The organism is Streptomyces sp. NPDC058052 (assembly GCF_042885515.1).
Lineage (GTDB): Bacteria > Actinomycetota > Actinomycetes > Streptomycetales > Streptomycetaceae > Streptomyces.
In genome coordinates, this window is the sequence record NZ_JBHVRX010000001.1 from 40,575 (window position 1) to 57,437 (window position 16,863).

Below are 16,863 nucleotides of genomic sequence, written 5' to 3' on the forward strand. Positions count from 1 at the left end.
GCCGTAGGGTGCGGCGGCTCAGTGGGTGCCGGCCCCGACCTTCGGGAGCTCGGTGCTGACCCCGGTGTCGCCGGCGTCGGCCGTGTAGTCCGAGGGGGAGGTCTCGTCGACGCCCTCGGGGGCCTTGAGGGCCTTGAGGACGAAGGTGAGGACGACCGTGACCAGGACGTTGAGGACGAAGGCGGTGAGGCCGATGTAGCCGATCTCGCCGATGCCCGGGATCTCCGCCGAGGAACCGCCGAAGTGCTTCTGGGTCGGGCTGGCGACGCCGTACGCGGCGGCGGTGCCGTAGATCATGCCGACGGCCCAGCCGGCGATCAGCGCCCAGCGGTGGAACCAGCGGGTGAAGAGACCGCCGACCAGGGCCGGGAAGGTCTGCAGGATCCAGATGCCGCCGAGCAGCTGGAAGTTGATCGCGACGGTCTTGTCCATGGTGAGGACGAAGGCGAGCGCGCCGACCTTGACCAGGAGCGAGACCAGCTTGGAGACCTTGGTCTCCTGCTCCGGGGTGGCGTCCTTCTTGATGAAGTCCTTGTAGATGTTGCGGGTGAAGAGGTTGGCCGCGGCGATCGACATGATCGCGGCGGGGACGAGCGCGCCGATGCCGATCGCGGCGAACGCGACGCCCGCGAACCAGTCCGGGAACATGTTCTCGAAGAGCTGCGGGATGGCGAGCTGGCCGTTGGCCACCTTCACCCCGGCGGCGATCGCCATGAAGCCGAGCAGCGCGAGCAGGCCCAGCATCAGCGAGTACAGCGGCAGGATCGTGGTGTTGCGGCGGATGACCTCGCGGCTCCGGGACGACAGGGTCGCGGTGATCGAGTGCGGGTACATGAAGAGCGCGAGCGCCGAGCCGAGCGCGAGCGTCGCGTACGTCCACTGGCTGGCCTCGCCGGGCACCAGGGCGCCGCGCGGCTTCTCGGTCGCCGGGTTGATCGTCGCGTACGCCTCACCGGCCTTGGCGAAGATCTCGTCGAAGCCGCCGAGCTTGATCGGGATGTAGATGATCGCCACCGCGATGACGATGTAGATCAGGGTGTCCTTGACGAAGGCGATGAGCGCCGGGGCGCGCAGACCCGAGGAGTAGGTGTACGCCGCGAGGACGCCGAAGGCGATGAGCAGCGGCAGGTCCTTGATGAACCAGTGGGTGTTCTCGCCGCCGCCGACGCCCATCACGTCCAGGACGGCCTGGATGCCGACGAGCTGGAGCGCGATGTACGGCATGGTGGCGAGGATGCCGGTGAGCGCCACCGCCAGCGACAGGCCCTTGGAGCCGAAGCGGCCGCGGACGAAGTCCGAGGTGGTCACGTAGCCGTGCTTGTGCGAGACGGACCAGAGCCGCGGCAGGAAGGTGAAGATCAGCGGGTAGACCAGGATCGTGTACGGCACGGCGAAGAAGCCGGCCGCGCCCGCCGCGTAGATGGCGGCCGGGACGGCGACGAAGGTGTACGCGGTGTACAGGTCGCCGCCGAGCAGGAACCAGGTGACCCAGGTGCCGAACGAGCGGCCGCCGAGGCCCCATTCGTCGAGGCTGTTCTCGTTCTCGGCCTTGCGCCACTTGGAGGCGAGGAAGCCCATGACCGTGACGGCCAGGAAGAAGAAGATGAACACGGCGAGCGCCACGCCGTTCACGCCGTCCTTCATCGCGCGTCACCTCCCTTGCGGGCGCGCTGGTCGCGCTGCCACAGCTTGTACGCGACCATCGTGAGCACGGTCGACACCAGCACCCAGAGCATCTGGTACCAGTAGAAGAACGGGATGCCGATGACGAGGGGTTCGACCTTCGCGTACGAACCCACCCAGAGCATCGCCACGAACGGGGCCGCCAGACAGAGCCCGATGACGACCCTGAGCGGTGTGATGACCGGTTGTTTCCCGGTTGCGGCTTCTGACATGGTGAAGTGGTCCCCTCGCTGATCACCGGCTGATGCCGTGGAAATTTAGGGGACCGTCCAGTCCCTGGGAACCCTGGTCCGGATAACGGACGTGTATCGGGCGGGTCTCGGCGTGGGTGCCGCGGCCCGGGAACAGACGTACCCCGACACATCACACGGATGCGCCGGGGTACGGGTTCAGATCGATTTTCAGCCGTTGGGGCGCTGGAGGCGCGCGACGAACTTGTAGCGGTCGCCGCGGTAGACCGAGCGCACCCACTCCACCGGCTCGCCCTGGGCGTCCAGGGAGTGACGGGAGAGCATCAGCATCGGCAGGCCGACGTCGGTGCCGAGCAGTCCGGCCTCGCGCGGGGTCGCGAGCGAGGTCTCGATGGTCTCCTCGGCCTCGGCGAGGTGCACGTCGTAGACCTCGGCGAGGGCGGTGTAGAGCGAGGTGTACTTGACGAGCGAACGGCGCAGCGCGGGGAAGCGCTTGGCCGAGAGGTGGGTGGTCTCGATCGCCATCGGCTCGCCGTTCGCCAGCCGGAGGCGCTCGATGCGGAGCACCCGGCCGCCGGCCGTGATGTCGAGCAGCCCGGCGAGGGTGTCGTCGGCGGTCACGTAGCCGATGTCGAGGAGCTGCGAGGTGGGTTCGAGTCCCTGGGCGCGCATGTCCTCGGTGTACGAGGTGAGCTGGAGCGACTGGGAGACCTTCGGCTTCGCCACGAAGGTGCCCTTGCCCTGGATGCGTTCGAGCCGGCCCTCGACGACGAGTTCCTGGAGGGCCTGGCGCACGGTGGTGCGCGAGGTGTCGAACTCGGCCGCGAGCGTCCGCTCGGGCGGCACCGGGGTACCGGGCGGAAGGGTCTCCGTCATGTCGAGGAGGTGCCTTTTCAGCCGGTAGTACTTGGGCACGCGCGCGGTGCGGGTCGCCGGCCCGCCCTCTGTCTCCGTACTGCCCGCCTCCGTGGCCATGGCCTGCCTTCCCGACTGTGCTGCTGCCGTCACCGGCTCCTCCGTCTGTCGCGGCTCACATGGTGGCACGGACCGGTCACGGGTCGTCGGCCTCCCTCAGGTGTCGGTCCGATAACGGACGCGACTGCCCTTCTTATACACCCTTGACACCCCCAAAGGTCTAGGCCAAGCTCCGGGTACTGGTCTAAACCATTAAAGACCAGGTCCCAGCCCCACGAGCACTACCTGACGTATGTCTTCGCGCGGTGGGCAGGGGTTGCAGGCATCCCTGAGGAGGGTGGCGTGAAGCGCAAGCTCATCGCGGCGATCGGCGTCGCGGGCATGATGGTCTCGGTCGCTGCGTGTGGCGGTTCCGACAGCGGTGACACGAAGGACAAGGCCGAGGGCGGCAACAAGTCGCTCACCGTCTGGGTGATGGACGGTTCCGCTCCCAAGGAGTGGATCGACGGAGTCAACAAGGAGTTCGAGGCCGCCCACCCCGGCGTCAAGGTCAAGGTCGAGGTCCAGCAGTGGACCGACATCCAGACCAAGGTCACCACGGCCCTCTCCGAGGACACCCCCCCGGACGTCCTGGAGCTCGGCAACACCCAGACCACGGGTTACGCCGTCACCGGCGGTCTCGCCGACCTCTCCGGCGACAAGGAGAAGCTCGGCTACAACAACTGGAGCAAGGGCATGCTGCCCTCGGCCGAGCTGGACGGCAAGCTCTACGCCGCTCCGTGGTGGGCCGCCAGCCGCGTCGTGATCTACGACAAGGCCGCGTACAAGAAGGCCGGCGTCACCCCGCCGAAGACCCGCACCGAGTGGATCGACGGCCTGAAGAAGCTCAAGGCCGCCGACGCCAAGTCGCAGCCCATCTACCTCCCGGGCCAGAGCTGGTACGTCCTCGCCGGCTTCCTGTGGGACGAGGGCGGCGAGCTCGCGGTCAAGGACGGCGACAAGTGGAAGGGTGGCCTGGCCACCCCGCAGGCCGCCGCCGCCATGAACTTCTACAAGGAGCTGCAGTCCTTCTCGACCGCTCCGAAGGACAAGGACGAGGCCACCCCGCAGCAGTCCGTGGACGTCGTGCCCAAGGGCGGCGTCTCCTCCTGGATCGGTCTCGGCTGGGAGGCCGGCGGCGCGATCGCGGCCATCGAGAAGGCCGGCAAGAAGGCCGACTTCGGCTACTTCCCGATCCCGGGCAAGACGGCCGACAAGCCGGGCTCCGTCTTCTTCGGCGGCTCGAACCTCGCCGTCGCCGAGCGCTCCAAGAACCAGGAGCTCGCGAAGGAGTGGCTGGCCTTCGTCACCAACAAGAAGCAGCTGGAGTCGTACGGCACCGCCAACAAGGGCGGCATCATCCCCGTCGACACCTCCGCGCAGGTCACCCCTGAGGCCGGCTCCTTCGCCGAGGCGATGGTGAAGGTCGCCGAGGTCGGTCGCATCACCCCGATCACCGGCGGCTGGGCCAACGTCGAGACCGAGCCCAACCCGATCAAGGGCTACATGACCAAGGTCCTGAAGGGCGAGGACGCGCAGAAGGCCGGCGAAGAGGCCGACAAGGTCATCGCCGAGCGCATCAACCAGCAGTAATCCCACCCCGGTGGCGGGGGGGGGGGGGCCCCCCCCCCCCCCCCGGGGGGGGGGGGGGGGGGGGGGGCCCCCCCCCCCCCCCGCCCCCCGGGGGGGGGGGGGCCCCGCCCCGCCGGGGCCCACTTCCCCATTCAGCCACACCCTGGCGGCCCCCGCGCCCTCCCCCCGGGGGGGGGGGCGGGCGCCCCCCGCCCACGCCACCTGGGCGTTGCAGTGAATGCGGCCCGCTCCCCCGGGCCGCGCCCCGGTGGGCGCGGGAGCCCCAGAACCGCGAGGAAGAAGACCATGACCGTGGACTCCCAGGGGACGGCGACCGCCGGTTCCCAGGACGCGCCCGGGAGGGCGGCAGGGAAGTCGCAGACTCCGCCACCCCCTTCCGGCGCGAAGGAAGCCCTTCAGCCCTCGCGCGGCAGACGTTCGCTGCCTGGTGGGCTACTGCCGTACCTGCTCGTCACGCCCGCCCTGCTGTCCATGGCGGTGCTGCTGCTCTACCCCCTGATCAGCAACCTGATCCTCTCCTTCCAGTCGGTCAACCGGCGTGAGCTGATCCGCCGCGAGACCCCCTGGGTCGGCTTCGACAACTACACGGAGCTGCTGGGGAACTCCGAGTTCTGGACCGTCGTCCTCCGCTCGGTCGCCTTCACCGCGGCCAACGTGGCGCTGATCATGGCGATCGGCACCGGCATCGGCCTCCTGCTCAACCGCCTCGGCAAGAAGATGCGGCTCGTGCTCTCCCTCGCGCTCGCCTTCGCCTGGGCCATGCCGATCGTCGCCTCCGTCACGGTCTTCCAGTGGCTCTTCGACGAGCAGTTCGGCGTCGCCAACTGGCTGATGCGCACGCTCGGCTTCTCCGGCTACGACCAGCACAACTGGTTCGAGACCGGCTTCTCCACCTTCGTGATCATCACGGCCCTCGTCGTCTGGGGCTCCGTCCCCTTCGTCGCCCTCAACATGTACGCCGGCCTCACCACCGTGGGCACCGAGCTGTACGAGGCGGCCCGCATGGACGGCGCGAACGGCTGGCGGACCTTCTGGTCCGTGGTCTTCCCGAACCTCAAGCCCTTCTTCATGATCACCACCTTCCTGGAGATCATCTGGGTCTTCAAGGCGTTCACCCAGGTCTACGCCATGAACCAGGGCGGCCCCGACCGCGCCACCGAGACCCTCCCCGTCTTCGCCTACATCGAAGGCATGAGCCAGCAGCACTACGGCGTCGCGGCGGCCATCTCGATCCTCACCATCGTGATGCTCCTCGTGGCCATGTCCTTCTACTTCCGCCTGATCCTGAAGCAGGAGGACGAGCAGTGAGCACCACCGCACAGACCCCCCAGGCGCCGGCTCCGCAGAAGCTGCGCACCCGCAAGCCGCTGACCGTCGGCGCCGTCGCGAAGAACGCCGCCGCGCTCGTCCTGGCCGTGATCTTCGTCTTCCCGGTCTACTGGATGTTCTCGTCCTCGCTGAAGCCGCAGAGCGAGATCCTCTCCAAGGACCCGGTCTTCTTCTTCACCCCGACCTTCGAGAACTACTCGACGGCCACCGGCGTCGACCTGTTCTGGACGTACGTCACCAACAGCCTGATCGTCACGGTCGGCGCCGTCCTCCTGGCCCTGCTCGTCGCCCTCGCCGCGAGCTTCGCGATCGCCCGCATGAAGTTCAAGGGCCGCAAGGGCATCGTCCTCATCGTGATGATGGCCCAGATGGCCCCCTGGGAGGTCATGGTCATCGCGATGTACATGATCGCCCGCGACAACGACATGCTGAACAGCATCCCGCTGCTCACCGCGATCTACTTCGTGATGGTCCTGCCCTTCACCATCTGGACCCTGCGCGGCTTCATCGCCGCCGTCCCGGTCGAGCTGGAGGAGGCCGCGCAGATCGACGGCTGCACCCGCGGCCAGGCGTTCCGCAAGGTCATCTTCCCGCTGCTGGCCCCGGGCCTGATGTCCACCTCGCTCTTCGGCTTCATCACGGCCTGGAACGAGTTCGCCATGGTCCTCGTGCTCAACAAGGACAAGACGAACCAGACCCTGACGCTCTGGCTCACCCAGTTCCAGACCGCGTTCGGCGACGACTGGGGCGCCACCATGGCCGCCTCCACGCTCTTCGCCCTGCCGGTGCTCATCGTGTTCCTCTTCCTCCAGCGCAAGGCCGTCGGCGGCATGACCGCCGGCGCGGTGAAGGGATAGCGGCCCCCATGACCACACTCGTACACGGCTCGGACACCCTGACCCGTGACGCGCTCACGGTGCTCCAGCCCGGCTTCGTCGGCACCACCGCCCCCGACTGGCTGCTCCGCCGGATCGGCGAGGGCCTGTCGTCCGTCGGCCTCTTCGGCCGGAACGTCGTCAGCCCCGAGCAGCTCGCCCGCCTCACCGCCCAGCTCCGCGCGGAGCGGGACGACGTCCTCGTCGCCATCGACGAGGAGGGCGGCGACGTCACCCGCCTGGAGGTCAACGAGGGCTCGTCCTTCCCGGGCAACTACGCCCTGGGCCGGGTCGACGACGTCGAGCTGACCCGGGCCGTCGCCCGCGAGCTCGGCCGCCGGCTCGTCGCCTGCGGGATCGACCTCAACTGGGCCCCCTCGGCCGACGTGAACTCCAACGCCGAGAACCCGGTCATCGGCGTCCGCTCCTTCGGACCGGACCCGGACCTGGTCGCCCGGCACACCGTGGCGTACGTCGACGGCCTCCAGGGCGTCGGGGTCGCGGCCTGCACCAAGCACTTCCCCGGACACGGCGACACCAACGTCGACTCGCACGACGCGCTGCCCCGGATCGATGTGGACCTCGCCACACTGCACGCCCGTGAGCTGGTGCCTTTCCGCGCGGCCATCGCCGCGGGTACCAAAGCAGTCATGAGCGCGCATATCCTGCTCTCCGCGCTCGACACCGACCGTCCGGCCACCCTGAGCCCGCAGATCCTCACCGGTCTGCTCCGCCAGGAGCTGGGCTTCGACGGTCTGATCGTCACCGACGGCATGGAGATGCAGGCCGTCGCGGCGACGTACGGCATCGAGCGCGGATCCGTCCTCGCCATCGCCGCGGGCGCCGACGCCATCTGCGTCGGCGGCGGGCTGTGCGACGAGGACACCGTACTGCGGCTGCGCGACGCGCTCGTCGACGCGGTACGGACCGGTGAACTGCCCGAGGAGCGGCTGGCCGACGCCGCGGCGCGCGTGCGCGCCCTGGCGGCCTGGACCCAGGCGCACCGGGCGAGGGGGGCTGGATCGGTGCCGGGCGCGGCAGTGCAGGAGGGGACCGCGCCCGGCGCCGACATCGGACTCGTGGCGGCCCGCCGGGCCCTGCGGATCACCAAGGGCGCGGAGCTCTACACCCCGGTGTCCAGCGCGCCGTTCGTCGCCTCGTTCACCCCGGTCGCCAACTTCGCGGTCGGCGACGAGACCCCGTGGGGCGTCGCCGCCGAGCTGGACCGGCTGCTGCCGGGCACCGGGTCCGGTTCCTTCGGGGCCGAGGACACGGTCGACTCCGTGCTCGCGGCGGCGGGGGAGCGGCGGGTCGTCGCGGTCGTCCGCGACCTCCACCGGCACCCGTGGATGACCGCGGCCCTGGACGGTCTGGTGGCCGTCCGCCCGGACACCGTGGTCGTCGAGATGGGCCTCAACGAGGCGGAGCCCCGCGGGGCCCTGCACATCGCGACCCACGGCGCCGCCCGGGTCTGCGGCCGCGCCGCGGCGGAGGCCGTGGTCGGCACCGGCGTCTGACGCCGGCGGGAACGACGGAAGGGGCCCGGCACCTGGGATCAGGTGCCGGGCCCCTTCCGTCGTTCCCCGCGGGGACCGGACGCCCGGGACGGGGCGTCAGGGATCAGATGCCCTGCCAGGCGGGCTTGTTCGCGTAGGTGTGGCGGAAGTAGTCCGCGAGCTTCAGCTTGGAGGCGGCGGCCTCGTCCACGACCACGGTGGCGTGCGGGTGCAGCTGGAGCGCGGAGGCGGGCACGAGCGCGGCGACGGGGCCCTCGACGGTCTGCGCGACGGCCTCGGCCTTGCCCTCGCCGGTGGCCAGCAGCACCAGGTGGCGGGCCTCCAGGATGGTGCCGATGCCCTGGGTGATGACGTGGTGCGGGACCTGCTCGATGTCATCGTCGAAGAAGCGGGCGTTGTCCACCCGGGTCTGCTCGGTGAGCGTCTTGATCCGGGTGCGGGAGGCGAGCGAGGAGCACGGCTCGTTGAAGCCGATGTGCCCGTCGGTGCCGATGCCGAGGATCTGGAGGTCCACGCCGCCGGCGTCGACCAGCGCCTGGTCGTACGCCTCGCAGGCCGCCTGGACGTCCTCGGCGGAGCCGTCGGGGCCCATGAAGTGGTCCTCGGGGAGGCCGAGCGGCTCCACGACCTGGCGCAGGACGGTCGAGCGGTACGACTCCGGGTGCCCGGCGGGCAGGCCGACGTACTCGTCCAGCTGGGCGATGCGCGCCCGGGAGGCGTCCACGGAGCCGGCCCGGACCTGGGCGATCAGGGCGTCGTAGATGGGGATCGGGGTCGAACCGGTGGCCACGCCGAGCAGCGCGTCGGGCTTGCGGCGCAGGAGGCCGGCGATGCCGTCCGCGATGAGCTCGCCGCCCGCCTTGGCGTCCTTGACGATGACAACTTCCACGCTGTGCCTGCCGATCTGGTGAGGGGCTGGGGAGGGGCCATGTGGTATAGACCAATCAAAGTCCAAATCTAGCAGAGTGAGGCCCGTCTCCTCATGCCGTTCCGCCCCCCGGACGGCCCGCGCCTCCCGGCCCCTCTCCATCGTCGGCCGCCCCCGCCCCACCAGCCACTCGGGTCCGCCCGGCCCTCCTCCGCTCAGGTCAGCGAGCCCCCCGTGGCGTCGATCCAGGCCCCCGTCACCCAGCGGGCGTCGTCCGAGGCGAGGAAGGCCACCACGTCGGCTATGTCCGCCGTGCTCCCGACCCCGCCCAGCGCCGAGTGCGCCGCCGCCCCGGCCCACGCCTCCTCGCTGCCGCGCAGCCATCCGGCGTTGATGTCCGTGTCCACGATCCCGGGCGCCACCGAGTTGACCGTGATCCCGCGCCGGCCCAGCAGCTTCGACAGGTCGCGGGTGAAGACGTCCAGGGCCGCCTTCGACATCGAGTAGGCGATCAGGTCCGGCATGAGCGCCGTCCGGCTCAACCCGGTCGACACGTTGACGATCCGGCCGCCGTCCCGCAGGCGCTCCGCCCCCAGCCGCGCGAGGAAGAACGGCGCCTTCGTGTTCACCGCGAAGACCCGCTCGAACTCCTCCTCGCTGATCGCCTCGAAGGGGCGCGCGGCGCCGATGCCGGCGTTGTTCACCAGGATGTCCAGCCCGTCCGCCCGCGCGTCGAAGGCCGCCCACAGCGCCGCCGCGTCCCCCGGCACCCCCAGCTCCTGGCCGATCGCGAACGCCTCGCCGCCCGCCGCCTCGATCGCCGCGACCGTCTCCTTCGCCGCCGCCTCGTTCGCCCCGTAGTGCACCGCGACCCGCGCGCCGTCCCGGCCCAGCCGCTCGGCGATCCCGCGTCCGATGCCCCGGCTCGCGCCCGTGACCAGTGCCGTCTTCCCCGTGAGCACGCCCATGACGCCGCCCCCTCATTTCCTAGTGGTCGCTACAGAAAGACCGTACCCCACGATCCGTAACGCGCGCTATAGAATTCACCCCATGGCGACGAAACAGCGCGGGCGTCCCCGCTCCTTCGACCGGCCCACGGCCCTGGAGCAGGCGACGATGGCCTTCTGGGAGCGGGGCTACGAGACCACCTCCGTCTCCGACCTGACCCGGGTCATGGGCATCAGCGCCCCGAGCCTCTACGCGGCCTTCGGCGACAAGCGGACGCTCTTCGAGGAGGTCGTGGCGGAGTACGCGCTCTCGCACGGCGCCTTCGGCTCCCGCGCCTTCGCGGAGGAGCCGACGGCCCGCGCCGGTGTCGCGCGGATGCTCCGCGAGGCCGCCCTCCATTACACGGAGCCCGGCCACCCGCGCGGCTGCCTGGTGATCTCGGCGGCGGTCAACTGTTCCACCCCGGAGGTGGAGGAGGCCCTGCGCGCCCGGCGGAACGCCAATCTGGCCGCCATCGAGGACCGGATCCGCCAGGACGTGGAGTCCGGCGAGCTGCCCGCCGCCACCGACGCCCGCGTGCTGGCCCGCCTCGGCGGAGCCGTGCTCCAGGGCATGTCCCAGCAGGCCCGTGACGGGGCGACGGCCGAGGAGCTGGCGGCGGTGGCGGAGGCGGCGATGCTCGCCTGGCCCCCGGCCTGATCACGGGAGCCCCGCGCGCCGCCCGGGAGGAGCACCGGCCCGGGAGGAGCGCCGGCCCGGGGAGGAGCGCCGGCCCGGGGCGGGCCCGGAGTGGATCGCGGACCGGCGCGGAGGAGCGGAGGGCGGAACGTCCTGGAGGGGAGCACCGGCCCGGGCCGGCCTCCGGGAACGACCGCGGGCCGCGGCGCCTGGCGGGACCCTCAACCCGCCCGGCACCGCAGCCCGGGTGTGCCCGGCCGGGGGTGTGCGGACCCTCGGCCGTGAAGGGAGGTCTCGGCGCAGTCAGGGCAGAGAGCGCCGGGTACCTCGTCCATCCTCCTGTGCGGGGAGGATGGAGGCTGTGTGGAGTTCGATGCGTTCATTGTGGACTAGACCATTCTTGTCTGTCCATCCACCTGAACGCGGTGTTTCCGGGCCCATCCTCCAACACGCGGCCCGGAAGAGCCAGGTTCACCAGCCGTTAATTCCGCGGGTACGCTCGCACCGTGCCCTCCATGAACGACCTCGTCCGCCAGCACACCGCCCTGAGCGACTCCGACCTGGAGTGGCTCCACCTGCTGGTGTCGGAGTGGCAGCTGCTCTCCGACCTCTCCTTCGCCGACCTCGTCCTGTGGGTCCCCACCCTCGACGGCACCCGGTACGTCTCCGTCGCCCAGATGCGGCCGAACACCGGCCCCACCTCCTACCAGGACGACATGGTCGGCCACCTCGTCCCGCGCGGCCGCCGCCCGCTCCTGGACGCCGCCCTCGACGAGGGCCGGATCGTCCGCGAGGGCGACCCCGAGTGGCGCGAGGAGGTCCCGGTCCGGGTCGAGTCGATCCCCGTGCGGCGCGAGGGCCGCGTCCTCGGCGTGATCGCCCGCAACACCAATCTGCTGACCGTCCGCACCCCCTCCCGGCTGGAGCTCACCTACCTCCAGTCGGCCTCCGACCTCGCCCAGATGATCGCGGCCGGCTCCTTCCCCTACCCCGGGGAGCAGTCCGACATGGACTCGCTGCCGCGGGCCGGCGACGGCCTGGTCCGCCTGGACGCCGACGGCATGGTCCAGTACGCCTCGCCCAACGCCCTCTCCGCGTACCACCGGCTCGGCCTCGCCGCCGACCTGGTCGGCCAGCACCTCGGCCAGATCACCGCCGAACTGGCGCCCTCCCGGGGCCCGGTCGACGAGGCGCTGGTCACCCTCGCCTCCGGCTACGCCCCCCGGAACTTCGAGGTGGAGGGCAGCGGCGGGGTCATCCAGCTGCGGGCCATCCCGCTCAAGCCCAAGGGCACCCGGATCGGCTCCCTGGTCCTGCTCCGGGACGTCACCGAACTGCGCCGCCGCGAGCGCGAGTTGATCACCAAGGACGCCACCATCCGGGAGATCCACCACCGGGTGAAGAACAACCTCCAGACGGTGGCGGCCCTGTTGCGGCTCCAGGCCCGCCGGATGGACTCCGACCGCGGGCGCGAGGCGCTCAACGAGGCGGTCCGGCGCGTGGGTTCGATCGCCATCGTCCATGAGACGCTGTCCCAGAACCTGGACGAGCGGGTCGAGTTCGACGAGATCGCCGACCGGGTGATCGCCATGGTCGCCGAGATCTCCCCGGGCAAGGTCACCTGCCGGCGCAACGGCCGCTTCGGCATCCTGGACGCGGAGGTCGCCACCCCGCTCTCCATGGTCCTCACCGAGATCCTGCAGAACGCCCTGGAGCACGCCTTCGCCCCCGGCGAGCACGGCACGGTCGAGGTCAGCGCGGTCCGCGGCGAGCCCCGCCCCGACGCCCGGCTCCTCATCACCGTCCGGGACGACGGCCGCGGCCTGCCCGAGGGCTTCGACCCGCAGAAGGCCGGCAACCTCGGCCTCCAGATCGTACGGACCCTGGTGGAGGGGGAGTTGGGCGGCACCTTCGACATGCGGCCCGGCAGCGAGCGCGGCACCAAGGTGGTCCTGGACATCCCGGTGCGCCCGCAGAAGTGACGCCCCGTCACCACCCCCCGGGTGGTGACGCACAGCAGCGAGCCCCGGACCGAGATGATCGGTCCGGGGCTCGAATGCTGTGGGGTACTGCTTACTTCTGCGCGCTGCGGCTCGGGGGCGGTGAATGCGTACGCGGTGTACGCGCCGCGTGCCTCAGGCTGTGCAGGTGGCTCAGGCGCTGGCGTTGCGCGCCCGGTTGCGGGCGGCGCGGCGCTTCATCGCGCGGCGCTCGTCCTCGCTGAGGCCACCCCAGACGCCGGAGTCCTGGCCGGACTCGAGCGCCCACTGCAGGCACTGCTCCATGACGGGGCAGCGGCGGCAGACGGCCTTGGCTTCCTCGATCTGCAGCAGCGCAGGACCGGTGTTGCCGATGGGGAAGAACAGCTCGGGGTCTTCCTCACGACAAACGGCGTTGTGACGCCAGTCCATGGCTGCTACCTCTCTTGGTTATTACGTGCAAGTTGCTTGTGAATGTGAACGCTTTCACGAATCCCTCAACAAGTGAAGGGCCGACTGCCGGATGAACCGGTGTGGTCCTAGGTTTGAGGAGGGGTTCTGGCTCTCAGTGGAGGCCGGTCTTGCGGGCCGTCCCGATCGCCAAGAAGAGACTCGCAAACCTCGGCAGCGGATACAACCCCTTCCGGAAAGTTTTTTTTGATTCCTCGGTGTCGGCTAGGTCACAGCCGTACTTCTAAGGGGTGGATGCGCGCCTAAACGTTCGAGTGCAAGGACTTTCGGCCCTTCCACTCACACAATCACACGCAGTGCACGGCGTACGCCTGTGAACGTCACGCTCGTACGCAGTCCGAGGTGGTCTCCGTCCATCTGGAGAGGGAGGGGCACCTTCGAATGCAAGGTGAAGTCGGTCAGGTCGTGCAGAGTCGTGGCGTGCTTGCCGCGAGGCCCCCGTTCGGGGGTCGAAGTGAGCAGCTGGGTGGCGTACCGGGCCACCGCCGGGGTCGACAGCCGGCTCAGTCCGAGCACGTCGAGCGCGGTCTCGAAGGACGCCTCCGGGGACGCGTACACCGGGCGATTGCCCAGGTAGGTCCAGGGGGAGGTGTTGCAGATTATGGAGAGGACCAGGTCCTCCACCGGCTCGGCGCCGGGCCGCTCCAGGGTGATCGTCCCGTGCCGCCGGTTCGGTTCCTCCAGGAACTGGCGGAACACCTGGCGCAGATAGAGCGCGTGCGTGGACCGCTTCCCCCGCTCGCGCTGCTGTTCGACCCGGCCGATCACGCTGGCGTCGAACCCGAGCCCGGCGCAGAAGGTGAACCAGCGGGCCGGCACCTCCTCGTCCGGGGTGCCCGGCGTCCCCGACGCGAGCCCGAGGCTCACCGTCCGGGCGCTCCGCTGCCGCAGCGCGTCCAGCAGGGCGCCGGTCGCCTCCACGGCGTCGTTCGGCAGCCCCAGCGCGCGGGCGAAGACATTGGTCGAACCGCCCGGCACGACCGCCAGGCCCGGCAGCCGGTCCGGATCGGGCCCGCCGTGCAGCAGCCCGTTCACGACCTCGTTCACGGTGCCGTCGCCGCCGAGGGCCACGACCAGGTCGATCTCCCCCGACTCGGCCGCCCTCCGGCCGAGGTCGCGCGCGTGACCCCGGTACTCGGTGCTGACGGCCTCCAGCTTCATCTCGCTCGCCAGCGCGTGGATCAGCACGTCACGGGTGCGGGCACTGGTGGTGGTGGCTGCCGGGTTGACCACGAGAAGTGCGCGCATGTCCGCCAGCGTACCTACCCGGCGGTACCGATCCCACTCCCGCCCGATCCCCGGACACCTCCGCCGGGACCCCCGTCCCGGGTCCCGGACCCGGCGCCCCGGCCGCCCCCGTTACGCTGCCCTTCATGAGCAGTACGGAGCAGACCCCCCGCCCCGCCCGCCTGGCCGCCGCCGCGGGCGTGGCCCTCGTCGAGGCCCTCGGACTCCTCGCCGGAGGCGCCTACCTGCTGGTGCGGACGCTGGCCGACGGTGGCGGGGATCTCACCGGCGGGGTGACCGGTGGTGTGACGCTGCTCGCACTCGGCCTGATCCCGCTCGCCGCCGCCCGCGGGCTGTGGGGGATGCGGTCCTGGAGCCGCGGCCCGGCCGTGATCACCCAGATCCTCGCCCTGCCGGTCGCCTGGCAGATGCTCCAGTCCGAGGGCGTGATCCCGTACGGGATCGTCCTCGCCGTGCTCGCCGTGACCGGGCTCGTCCTCCTGGTCAACCCGGCCACGACCGAGGCGCTCGGCATCCGGCGCCCCGGCCAGGAGAGCTGACCTCACTCCTCCACGAGGAGCTTCTCCCGGAGCTGCGCCAGGGTCCTGGCGAGCAGCCGGGAGACGTGCATCTGTGAGATGCCGACCTCCTGCGCGATCTGCGACTGGGTCATGTTCCCGAAGAACCGGAGCAGCAGGATCCGCTTCTCCCGCGGCGGCAGGTCCTCCAGGAGCGGCTTGAGCGACTCCCGGTACTCGACCCCCTCCAGGGCCTCGTCCTCCGCGCCCAGCGTGTCCGCGACGGCCGGCGACTCGTCGTCCGTGTCCGGCACGTCCAGCGAGAGCGTCGAGTAGGCGTTGGCCGACTCCAGGCCCTCCAGGACCTCCTCCTCGGAGATCCCGAGCCGCTCGGCCAGCTCGTGCACGGTCGGTGACCGTCCGTGCTGCTGCGACAGCTCCGCCGTCGCCGTCGTCAGCGACAGGCGCAGCTCCTGGAGCCGGCGCGGCACCCGGACCGCCCAGCCCTTGTCGCGGAAGTGCCGCTTGATCTCGCCGACCACCGTCGGCGTCGCGTACGTGGAGAACTCCACGCCCCGCTCCGGGTCGAACCGGTCGACCGACTTGATCAGGCCGATCGTCGCCACCTGGGTCAGGTCGTCCAGCGGCTCGCCGCGATTGCGGAAGCGCCGCGCCAGGTGCTCCACCAGCGGCAGGTGCATCCGGACCAGCCGGTTGCGCAGCTCGGCCTTCTCCGGGGAGCCCTCCGGCAGCGACCGCAGCTCCACGAAGAGCGCGCGGGCGCCGCTGCGGTCCTGCGGGTGACGGACGCCCGCGTCCGCGCCCTCGCCGTCCACCGCGTCCGCGGCCTCGCCCGCCTCGCCGTCGTCCGCCTCGGCGTCGCCCGCCGGGGTCTCGGCGGGCGGTGCCACAGCGGTGCCCGCGCTCCCGTCCGGGGCCGGGACCGGTGCCGGGGGAGCCTCGTCGTGCTGCTGCTCGTGCTCGCTCATCTGGTCCGCCTGCTGCTCCGTAGCGACCTCATGCGGCCGTGCCTGCTGCCCAGGGATGCCGGCCGTCGCGTCCCCGCTCCTCACGCCGGGCCTGGCCCCGCGCCGCGCTGTTTGTACAGGCTGATCGAGACCGTGTTGTCCTCCGCGACCGTGGACTCCACCTTCCCGGCCAGCGCCGACAGCACCGTCCAGGCGAAGGTGTCCCGCTCGGGAGCCCGGCCGTCCGTGGTCGGCGCGGACACGGTCACGTCGAGGGAGTCGTCCACCAGCCGGAAGACGCAGCTCAGGACCGAGCCGGGCACCGCCTGCTGGAGCAGGATCGCGCACGCCTCGTCCACCGCGATCCGCAAGTCCTCGATCTCGTCGAGGGTGAAGTCCAAGCGCGCCGCGAGGCCGGCCGTGGCCGTACGCAGCACGGACAGATAGGCACCCGCAGCGGGCAGCCGGACTTCCACGAAGTCCTGGGTCCCGGGCTCGCCTGCGATCTGGGACACCCTCACCTCCAAGGTGGCACAAGCTCATTCGGGGCCCGGGGGAAGGCCCCCGGACCGGGCGGTCACGCAGGGGCTGCGCGGTCCGCCGTGACGCTATCGCGATCCATCCTGCCGTGTCGCCGCAAGCCCACGGGCCCCCGATCCCGGTCCGTCACTCATGGTAGGCCCATGGGTGCGGAACGTGGCCAGGGGTGTGCGGGGGCCAAAAAAGCGGCGACCGGCGGAGGGGTGACGTACCCAGCGGCCCGCCCCTCGAACCGCCCCGCCCCCGACGGACCGCGTCGCCTCAGACCAGCGCCTCGTCCACGAAGCACCAGCGCCACGCCTCGCCCGGCTCGAAGGTCCGCATCACCGGGTGCCCGGTCGCGCCGAAATGGCCGGTGGCGTGCCGCCCCTGCGAGGAGTCGCAGCAGCCCACGTGCCCGCAGGTCAGGCAGAGCCGGAGCTGGACCGGGTTGGTCCCGTCGGCCAGACACTCGGGGCAGGTCCGGTGGAGCGGGACCGGCTCGGGGCGCGGCATTTCCGCTACGTGAGGGCACTCGATCATGA

The 16,863-nt window shown here is 70.9% G+C and carries 17 protein-coding genes; 7 read left to right on the forward strand and 10 right to left on the reverse strand.

All coding sequences use genetic code 11. The features are described 5' to 3' along the window. Positions 1-18: 18 nt before the first annotated feature. The 3 genes from mctP to ACFVU3_RS00230 form a co-directional block, all read right to left on the reverse strand. Positions 19-1,644: a monocarboxylate uptake permease MctP gene (mctP, locus tag ACFVU3_RS00220; RefSeq protein WP_390062314.1), complete on the reverse strand. Its 1,626-nt coding sequence runs from the start codon at positions 1,642-1,644 to the stop codon at positions 19-21. Further along, the gene (locus ACFVU3_RS00225; protein ID WP_390062315.1) at positions 1,641-1,895 is read right to left on the reverse strand and encodes a DUF3311 domain-containing protein; all 255 of its coding nucleotides are present in this window, start codon (positions 1,893-1,895) and stop codon (positions 1,641-1,643) included. The genes mctP and ACFVU3_RS00225 overlap by 4 nt, the downstream gene beginning before the upstream one ends. Before the next feature lie 189 nt (positions 1,896-2,084). Next, on the reverse strand, positions 2,085-2,849 hold the full coding sequence (locus ACFVU3_RS00230) for a GntR family transcriptional regulator (protein WP_043224989.1): 765 nt from the start codon (positions 2,847-2,849) through the stop codon (positions 2,085-2,087). A gap of 282 nt (positions 2,850-3,131) precedes the next feature. Here ACFVU3_RS00230 and ACFVU3_RS00235 point away from each other — a divergent pair, with 282 nt between their 5' ends. The 4 genes from ACFVU3_RS00235 (at position 3,132) to ACFVU3_RS00250 (ending at position 8,142) form a co-directional block, all read left to right on the forward strand. Next, on the forward strand, positions 3,132-4,421 hold the full coding sequence (locus ACFVU3_RS00235; protein ID WP_390062317.1) for an extracellular solute-binding protein: 1,290 nt from the start codon (positions 3,132-3,134) through the stop codon (positions 4,419-4,421). Between the two features lie 285 nt (positions 4,422-4,706). After that, positions 4,707-5,729: a sugar ABC transporter permease gene (locus ACFVU3_RS00240; RefSeq protein ID WP_351105976.1), complete on the forward strand. Its 1,023-nt coding sequence runs from the start codon at positions 4,707-4,709 to the stop codon at positions 5,727-5,729. Between the two features lie 41 nt (positions 5,730-5,770). Then, positions 5,771-6,607, forward strand: coding sequence for a carbohydrate ABC transporter permease (locus tag ACFVU3_RS00245; RefSeq protein WP_390062983.1), 837 nt, complete (start codon positions 5,771-5,773; stop codon positions 6,605-6,607). 8 nt (positions 6,608-6,615) lie between these two features. Beyond that, positions 6,616-8,142 (forward strand): glycoside hydrolase family 3 protein, encoded by a 1,527-nt coding sequence (locus ACFVU3_RS00250; RefSeq protein ID WP_390062319.1) that lies wholly within the window; start codon positions 6,616-6,618, stop codon positions 8,140-8,142. A 103-nt stretch (positions 8,143-8,245) separates the two neighbouring features. On the opposite strand, the gene nagB is transcribed toward ACFVU3_RS00250, so the two are convergent. Together nagB and ACFVU3_RS00260 are read right to left on the reverse strand one after the other, a co-directional pair. Then, entirely contained in the window at positions 8,246-9,031 is a 786-nt protein-coding gene (gene nagB, locus ACFVU3_RS00255) for a glucosamine-6-phosphate deaminase (protein WP_390062321.1), read from the reverse strand. Between the two features lie 194 nt (positions 9,032-9,225). Further along, complete coding sequence (locus ACFVU3_RS00260) at positions 9,226-9,978, reverse strand: SDR family oxidoreductase (protein ID WP_390062323.1); 753 nt, start codon at positions 9,976-9,978, stop codon at positions 9,226-9,228. An 82-nt stretch (positions 9,979-10,060) separates the two neighbouring features. Here ACFVU3_RS00260 and ACFVU3_RS00265 point away from each other — a divergent pair, with 82 nt between their 5' ends. Both ACFVU3_RS00265 and ACFVU3_RS00270 read left to right on the forward strand, forming a co-directional pair. Continuing rightward, positions 10,061-10,657, forward strand: coding sequence for a TetR/AcrR family transcriptional regulator (locus tag ACFVU3_RS00265; protein WP_390062325.1), 597 nt, complete (start codon positions 10,061-10,063; stop codon positions 10,655-10,657). Between the two features lie 494 nt (positions 10,658-11,151). Then, positions 11,152-12,618 (forward strand): sensor histidine kinase, encoded by a 1,467-nt coding sequence (locus ACFVU3_RS00270; protein ID WP_390062985.1) that lies wholly within the window; start codon positions 11,152-11,154, stop codon positions 12,616-12,618. A gap of 171 nt (positions 12,619-12,789) precedes the next feature. Here the strand turns inward: ACFVU3_RS00270 and ACFVU3_RS00275 are convergent, their stop codons facing one another. After that, a complete protein-coding gene (locus ACFVU3_RS00275; protein WP_003953983.1) occupies positions 12,790-13,047 on the reverse strand; it encodes a WhiB family transcriptional regulator in 258 nt (85 codons plus the stop codon). A gap of 318 nt (positions 13,048-13,365) precedes the next feature. Further along, complete coding sequence (locus ACFVU3_RS00280) at positions 13,366-14,334, reverse strand: diacylglycerol/lipid kinase family protein (protein WP_390062327.1); 969 nt, start codon at positions 14,332-14,334, stop codon at positions 13,366-13,368. A 125-nt stretch (positions 14,335-14,459) separates the two neighbouring features. Between ACFVU3_RS00280 and ACFVU3_RS00285 the strand changes: the two genes are divergently transcribed. Next, a complete protein-coding gene (locus ACFVU3_RS00285) occupies positions 14,460-14,873 on the forward strand; it encodes a hypothetical protein (RefSeq protein ID WP_390062329.1) in 414 nt (137 codons plus the stop codon). Between the two features lie 2 nt (positions 14,874-14,875). Here the strand turns inward: ACFVU3_RS00285 and ACFVU3_RS00290 are convergent, their stop codons facing one another. The 3 genes from ACFVU3_RS00290 to ACFVU3_RS00300 form a co-directional block, all read right to left on the reverse strand. Further along, entirely contained in the window at positions 14,876-15,904 is a 1,029-nt protein-coding gene (locus ACFVU3_RS00290) for an RNA polymerase sigma factor SigF (RefSeq protein ID WP_390062330.1), read from the reverse strand. Then, positions 15,901-16,314, reverse strand: a complete 414-nt coding sequence (locus ACFVU3_RS00295) for an anti-sigma regulatory factor (RefSeq protein WP_150231590.1) — start codon at positions 16,312-16,314, stop codon at positions 15,901-15,903. Before ACFVU3_RS00295 ends, ACFVU3_RS00290 begins: the two co-directional genes overlap by 4 nt. A gap of 286 nt (positions 16,315-16,600) precedes the next feature. Next, positions 16,601-16,861 carry a UBP-type zinc finger domain-containing protein gene (locus ACFVU3_RS00300; RefSeq protein WP_390062333.1) on the reverse strand — a complete coding sequence of 87 codons (261 nt, stop codon included), beginning with the start codon at positions 16,859-16,861 and terminating at the stop codon, positions 16,601-16,603. Positions 16,862-16,863 lie beyond the last annotated feature (2 nt).

Coding starts and splice junctions, on each gene's coding strand:
- ACFVU3_RS00270 (WP_390062985.1), top strand. CDS start 11,152: ATGAACGACCTCGTCCGCCAGCACACCGCCCTGAGCGACTCCGACCTG.
- ACFVU3_RS00225 (WP_390062315.1), bottom strand. CDS start 1,895: ATGTCAGAAGCCGCAACCGGGAAACAACCGGTCATCACACCGCTCAGG.
- ACFVU3_RS00240 (WP_351105976.1), top strand. CDS start 4,707: ATGACCGTGGACTCCCAGGGGACGGCGACCGCCGGTTCCCAGGACGCG.
- ACFVU3_RS00300 (WP_390062333.1), bottom strand. CDS start 16,861: ATGATCGAGTGCCCTCACGTAGCGGAAATGCCGCGCCCCGAGCCGGTC.
- ACFVU3_RS00260 (WP_390062323.1), bottom strand. CDS start 9,978: ATGGGCGTGCTCACGGGGAAGACGGCACTGGTCACGGGCGCGAGCCGG.
- ACFVU3_RS00230 (WP_043224989.1), bottom strand. CDS start 2,849: ATGGCCACGGAGGCGGGCAGTACGGAGACAGAGGGCGGGCCGGCGACC.
- ACFVU3_RS00265 (WP_390062325.1), top strand. CDS start 10,061: ATGGCGACGAAACAGCGCGGGCGTCCCCGCTCCTTCGACCGGCCCACG.
- mctP (WP_390062314.1), bottom strand. CDS start 1,644: ATGAAGGACGGCGTGAACGGCGTGGCGCTCGCCGTGTTCATCTTCTTC.
- ACFVU3_RS00275 (WP_003953983.1), bottom strand. CDS start 13,047: ATGGACTGGCGTCACAACGCCGTTTGTCGTGAGGAAGACCCCGAGCTG.
- ACFVU3_RS00250 (WP_390062319.1), top strand. CDS start 6,616: ATGACCACACTCGTACACGGCTCGGACACCCTGACCCGTGACGCGCTC.
- ACFVU3_RS00285 (WP_390062329.1), top strand. CDS start 14,460: ATGAGCAGTACGGAGCAGACCCCCCGCCCCGCCCGCCTGGCCGCCGCC.
- ACFVU3_RS00280 (WP_390062327.1), bottom strand. CDS start 14,334: ATGCGCGCACTTCTCGTGGTCAACCCGGCAGCCACCACCACCAGTGCC.